At 68.2% G+C, this 5,284-nt stretch carries 5 protein-coding genes; 2 read left to right on the top strand and 3 right to left on the bottom strand.

Translation table 11 applies throughout. From position 1 onward, the window contains the following. Both FKP22_RS32315 and FKP22_RS20270 read left to right on the top strand, forming a co-directional pair. On the top strand, nucleotides 1-192 hold a 192-nt coding region (locus tag FKP22_RS32315; RefSeq protein ID WP_211361487.1), incomplete at its 5' end, for a hypothetical protein. 137 nt (nucleotides 193-329) lie between these two features. After that, nucleotides 330-950, top strand: a complete 621-nt coding sequence (locus FKP22_RS20270) for an isochorismatase family protein (RefSeq protein ID WP_141289503.1) — start codon at nucleotides 330-332, stop codon at nucleotides 948-950. A 152-nt stretch (nucleotides 951-1,102) separates the two neighbouring features. Here FKP22_RS20270 and gorA read toward each other — a convergent pair whose 3' ends face one another. The 3 genes from gorA to FKP22_RS20285 form a co-directional block, all read right to left on the bottom strand. After that, entirely contained in the window at nucleotides 1,103-2,452 is a 1,350-nt protein-coding gene (gene gorA, locus FKP22_RS20275) for a glutathione-disulfide reductase (RefSeq protein ID WP_141289504.1), read from the bottom strand. Between the two features lie 131 nt (nucleotides 2,453-2,583). Beyond that, nucleotides 2,584-4,152: a PAS domain-containing hybrid sensor histidine kinase/response regulator family protein gene (locus FKP22_RS34390; RefSeq protein WP_141289505.1), complete on the bottom strand. Its 1,569-nt coding sequence runs from the start codon at nucleotides 4,150-4,152 to the stop codon at nucleotides 2,584-2,586. 92 nt (nucleotides 4,153-4,244) lie between these two features. After that, nucleotides 4,245-5,270: a glycoside hydrolase family 18 protein gene (locus FKP22_RS20285; RefSeq protein WP_141289506.1), complete on the bottom strand. Its 1,026-nt coding sequence runs from the start codon at nucleotides 5,268-5,270 to the stop codon at nucleotides 4,245-4,247. Between the last annotated feature and the right edge of the window lie 14 nt (nucleotides 5,271-5,284).

Here is a 5,284-nt window from a genome sequence, read left to right on the forward strand (position 1 = left end):
CCGCGCAGCAACACGCCCGTGCCGACCTTCGAGGAGCACATTGCCCTGGGCATGAACCCCGATCTGTGCCTCAAGGTGGAGCGCCTGCCCGATGGCTCGACGCGCCGTGCCCTGGTCCATCGCGTCGACATGCCGTCGGCCATGCAGGCCATGAACGGCATCCGGACAGCCCCTGTTCGGACCTGCCCGTAGTCCGCCGCATGCGGGGCATGGGGGTCTACCCAATCTGGAAGATGTGACGCGCCGCGAATTCGGCGATCGTGCCGGTGTCCTGACCGCGCCCAATGCGGGCGCGGCAGGTCATTTCACAGTCGAATCCCGGAATCACGATGAAACTTCCCGACACCCTGCTCATACCCGACAACTGCGCACTGGTCCTGATCGACCACCAGGCCGGCCTGGCCTTTGGCGCTCAGTCGATGGACCGGCAAGTGTTGTTGAACAACACCCTGGCCCTGGTTCGGACAGCCCTGGCCTTTGACCTGCCCATCATCGTCAGCACCTCGGCGACGAAGGTCTACAGCGGGCCGCTGCTTCCTGCGCTGCGGGCCCTGCTGCCCGAGCATCCGGTCCTGGATCGGCGGAACATGAACGTCTGGGAGGACGACGCGGTACGGGAAGCGATCCTGAAGTCTGGCCGGAAGAACCTGCTGTTCTCCGGCATGCTCACCGAAGCGTGCATTTCGCTGCCTGTGCTGTGTGTCCAGCAGGAAGGCTTGAATGCCTATGTGGTTGCCGATGCCTGCGCCGGCCTGACCGACACCGGGCACGAGATGGCCCTACGGCGGATGGCGCAGGCCGGCGCCCGCATGACCAGCTGGCTGCAGGTGCTGCTGGAGTTGCAGCGGGACTGGACGCGGCACGACACCTACGATGCCGCGCGAGCCATCGTTGAGGGCAATGGCGGCGGCTACGGGATCGGGCTGAACTACGCGCGTGACATGCTATGAGCATGCCGGCGGGAACCACACGCTCAGCTTCTACCTTGCTTGCGGTGCGCTGCTCATCGCGTTGGGGCTGGATGTCTGCGGCAATCGCCGGGCGCAGGCCGTGAGGCAGTGAACACAAGGCACGGGGCGGGGGCTCCGCCCGCCGCATCGCCTCAGCGCATCAACACCAGCTCCTCGGCCATGCTCGGGTGCAGCGCCACGGTGTCGTCGAAGTCCTGCTTGGTCAGGCCGGCTTTCACGGCCACCGCGGCGGCCTGCAGGATCTCCGGTGCGTCCGGGCCGATCATGTGCAGGCCAACGACCTTGTCGGTCGCGGCGTCCACCACCATCTTGTACAGCGCGCGTTCGTGGCGGTTGGCCAGCACGTTTTTCATCGCGCGGAAGTCCGAGGTGTAGACCTTGATGTCGCCATAGCGCTTGCGCGCCTGCGCTTCGGTCAGGCCAACGCCGGCCATCGGCGGGGCGCTGAACACGGCGGACGGGATGCAGCTGTGGTCCACCGTGCGGGGCTTGCCGCCGAAGACGGTGTCGGCAAAGGCCTGGCCTTCGCGGATGGCCACTGGCGTCAGTTGCACCCGGTTGGTCACGTCGCCCACCGCATAGATGCTCTCCACGCTGGAGCGGCTGTATTCGTCCACCTTGACGGCGCCCTGGTCGTCCAGCACCACGCCGGCCTCGGTCAGTCCCAGCCCTTCGGTGTTGGGCTTGCGGCCAGTGGCGAACAGCAGCGCGTCGCAGGCCAGCGGGTCTTCGCCGGTGATGTGCAGGCGCAGGCTGCCGTCGCCTATCTTCTCGACGCGCGCCAGCTCGGCGTTGAAGCGGAACTGGATGCCCTTGGCCAGGCTGATCTGCTGCAGCCGGTCGCGGATGGATTCGTCGTAGCCGCGCAGGATCTGCGAGGTGCGGTTGACCAGCGTGACCTGCACGCCAAACGCATGGAAGATGCCGGCGAATTCGTTGGCGATGTAGCCGCCGCCGGCAATCACCAGCCGCCGCGGCAGCTGTTCGATGTGGAACACCTCGTTGGAGGTGATGCCCAGTTGCGCGCCTTCGATGCTCGGCAGCACCGGCGAAGCGCCGGTCGCCACCAGGATGACCTTGGCCGTGACCCGCCGGCCGCTGGCCAGCAACACCTCGTGTGGGCCGGTCACGGTGGCGCGTTCGCTCAGCACGGTGACCTGGTGGCTGTCCAGCGTCTGCCGGTACAGGCCGCTGAGGCGCGCCACCTCGGCCTGCACCGTGTCGCGCAGCGCGGGCCAGTCGAAGCCGCATTCGGGCACGTCCCAGCCGAAGCGGCGCGCGTCCTGCAGGTCTTCGGCGAAATGCGCGCCGTAGACCAGCAGCTTCTTCGGCACGCAGCCGCGGATCACGCAGGTGCCGCCCACCCGGAACTCCTCGGTGACCGCCACCTTGGCGCCATGTCCGGCCGCCACGCGCGCGGCCCGCACGCCGCCCGAGCCGGCGCCTATGACGAACAAGTCGTGGTCGAAGCTGTTGCCCATGTCGAATCCCGTGGCCAGTGGCAGAAGTGAAGAAGCTTGGGCGAGCTTAAGCGCTCAGTCGCATGCTGCAGCGCCCGCCGTCAAAAATGGAGTCTGACCCCATTTATTCGGCCGTCGTCGGCGGCGGCGGCTCAGGGGTGGGGGTTGGGCATCATGGCCCGGGCGATGGCGGTTTCCAGGGTCTCCAGCCCGAAGGGCTTGACCAGCCTGTGGGCGGTGACCGGAGACTGGCCGATAGCGAGTTCGGCGAAGCCGCTGGCGAGGATGGCGGGCAGGGCGGGGAATTCGCGGCGGGCGATGGCGATCAGCTCGGCGCCCGTGACCTGGGGCATCGCGTGGTCGGTCAGCAGCAGCTGGACACCGGGCTCGCTGCGCAGCAGCTGCAGCGCCTCGCTGGCCGAGGCGGCGCCAAGCGCGCGGTGGCCGAGTTCTTCCAGCATTGCCAGCGCGCTGCTGAGCACCAGCTCGTCGTCGTCCACCACCAGGATCTGCAGGCCCTGGCCGGTCGGCGTGACCTGCTCGGCGCCTGCCTTGGGCAAGGCGCTGGCTGCGCTGGCTGCGGGCAGCCACAGCTCTGCCGTGGTGCCCACGCCGGGCTGGCTGCGCAGCACGAAGCGGCCGCCCAGCTGCAAGGCCAGGCCTTCGATCATCGACAGGCCCAGCCCGGTGCCCTTGCCCGGGCCTTTGGTGGTGAAAAACGGCTCGGTGGCGCGCGCCAGTGTGGCCTCGTCCATGCCCTGGCCGGTGTCGCGCAAGCTGATGCAGACGTAGGCGCCCGCGGGCAGGGGTTGGCTGGCCGCGCCCGGCAAGGGCTTGATCACGCTCGGCTGGACGCTGATGGTCAGGCTGCCGCCGTCGGGCATCGCGTCCCGCGCGTTCACGGCCAGGTTCAGCAGCGCCAGCTCCAGCTGGCTTTCGTCGACCTGCACGTGCAGCGGCGCCTGCCCGGTGGGCAGCTGCAAGCGCACCGAAGGGCCCAGCGACTGGCGCAGCAGCTCGCGCATGCCCAGCACCAGTGCCAGCGCGTCCACCGTCACCGGGTTCAGCTCCTGGCGGCGGGCGAAGGCCAGCATGCGCTGGGTCAGCGAGGCGCCACGCCTGGCCGCGCTCAAGGCGGTGCTGACCAGCGATTGCAGCCTGGCGTCGTCACCGGTGCGGCGGCGGATCAGTTCCATGCTGCTGACGATGACCATCAGCAGGTTGTTGAAGTCGTGCGCCACGCCCCCCGTCAGCTGGCCGATGGCCTCGACCTTTTGCGCCTGCAGCAGGGACTCGCGGGCGCGCTCCAGTGCCTGCTGGGTCTCGCGCCGCTCGGTCAGGTCGCGGGTGACTTTCGCAAAGCCCAGCAACTGGCCCTGCGCGTCGCGGATCGAATCCACCACCACGTGGGCCCAGAAACGCGTGCCGTCCTTGCGCTGGCGCCAGCCTTCGCCTTCGAAGCGGCCTTCGCGTGCCGCGGTGTCCAGGGTCCGCGCCGGCAGGCCGTTCTGCCGGTCTTCGTCCACATAGAAGCGTGAGAAATGCGAGCCCAGGATCTCGCCCTCGGCATAGCCCTTGAAACGCTGCGCGCCGGCATTCCAGCTCGACACATGGCCGGTCGCGTCCAGCAGGTAGATCGCATAGTCGGTCACGGCCTCGACCAGCAGCCGGTACCGTTGTTCGACCGACATGGCGGGCAGGGGGCTGGCGGGATGGTCCATCGGTGTCACCTCTGGCCGGCCGCGGAAGCAGGCTGCTTCCGGCCGGGCCAGAGGCGATGATAGCCATCGCCGCCGCTCTCACTGCCCCGGTTTCACTGCCCCAGTTTCAGCGCGAAGCGGTTGGTGAAGCCCCAGGTGCCGGCCTGGCCGTAGCTGTTGCAGACCGGCGAGGCCCAGCCGGGTGCGCAATCCACGTCCCGGTCCAGTGACCAGAAGTGCACGCCGGCCAGCTTGTTGGCCCGCGCGAAGTTGGCGACGGTGTCCACGTCGGCCAGCGTGAAGGTCTCGTCCTGGGTGTCGTTGCCGCCGATCATCGGCGTGATCTCGATCTGGCTGTACGGCACGCCCCAGTAGCTGTGCAGGCTGGTGGCCGCGGCCACGGCCGACTTGCCCATGTCGCACAAGCCGTTGCTGCCGATCACGCAGTTGTTGGCATTGGTGCTGCCGTAGTCCATGGTCATCAGGTTGACGATGTACTTGCTCAGCCCGGCGGCCTTGATCGCGTTCATGGTGCGCACACCGGCGTCGCCCAGGCTTTGCGCCGTGTTGCTGCCGCCCAGCGTGGCCAGCGTGAAGCTGAAGCGCAGTGTCGGGTGCTTGGCCTGCGCAGTCTTCACGCGCGCCACCAGGTTGTTGATCACCTCCTGGCTCTGGCCGGCCTCGATGTCGAAGTCCACGCCCTGGAAGCTGCTGGAGGCGTAGGTGGCCAGGAATTTCTCGAAGCCGGCGTCAGAGCCGCAGCTGAAGCTGCCGGCCGCGCCGCCGGTCGAGATGATGTATTTGCGGCCTGCCGCGACCCACTTCGAGACGTTCGCCGAGACCAGTGCCGCAGGCGTCACACCGGCCCAGTTCTCGGCCCCGCATTCGCCGGTGGCAAACGCCCAGGTGGCCGAGTGCTGCCTGGCCGGCAGCACGCTGAGCACCGGCTGCAGCGAGCCGGTGACCTGGGTCGAGAGTTCGTTGGTGTTCCAGTTCAGGTTGACCGTGATGTCCTTGTACGAACCGAAGACCAGCGCGGTCGGCGCTGGCGCGTCGCAGGCCGTGGTCTTGGTCCACGGCTGGCCGCTGCCGGCGCTGCCGTTGTGCGTGGCCGGCTCCTGGTTCAGCGTCTGCGCCAGCGCCTGGTAGCCCA

Origin of the sequence: Ideonella azotifigens (genome assembly GCF_006519715.1) — a bacterium.
In the GTDB taxonomy this organism is placed as follows: Bacteria; Pseudomonadota; Gammaproteobacteria; order Burkholderiales; family Burkholderiaceae_C; genus Ideonella; species Ideonella azotifigens.

What these genes read in the sequence shown, in the direction of transcription:
- FKP22_RS20270 (WP_141289503.1), top strand. Translation starts at nt 330, where the DNA reads ATGAAACTTCCCGACACCCTGCTCATACCCGACAACTGCGCACTGGTC.
- gorA (WP_141289504.1), bottom strand. Translation starts at nt 2,452, where the DNA reads ATGGGCAACAGCTTCGACCACGACTTGTTCGTCATAGGCGCCGGCTCG.
- FKP22_RS34390 (WP_141289505.1), bottom strand. Translation starts at nt 4,152, where the DNA reads ATGGACCATCCCGCCAGCCCCCTGCCCGCCATGTCGGTCGAACAACGG.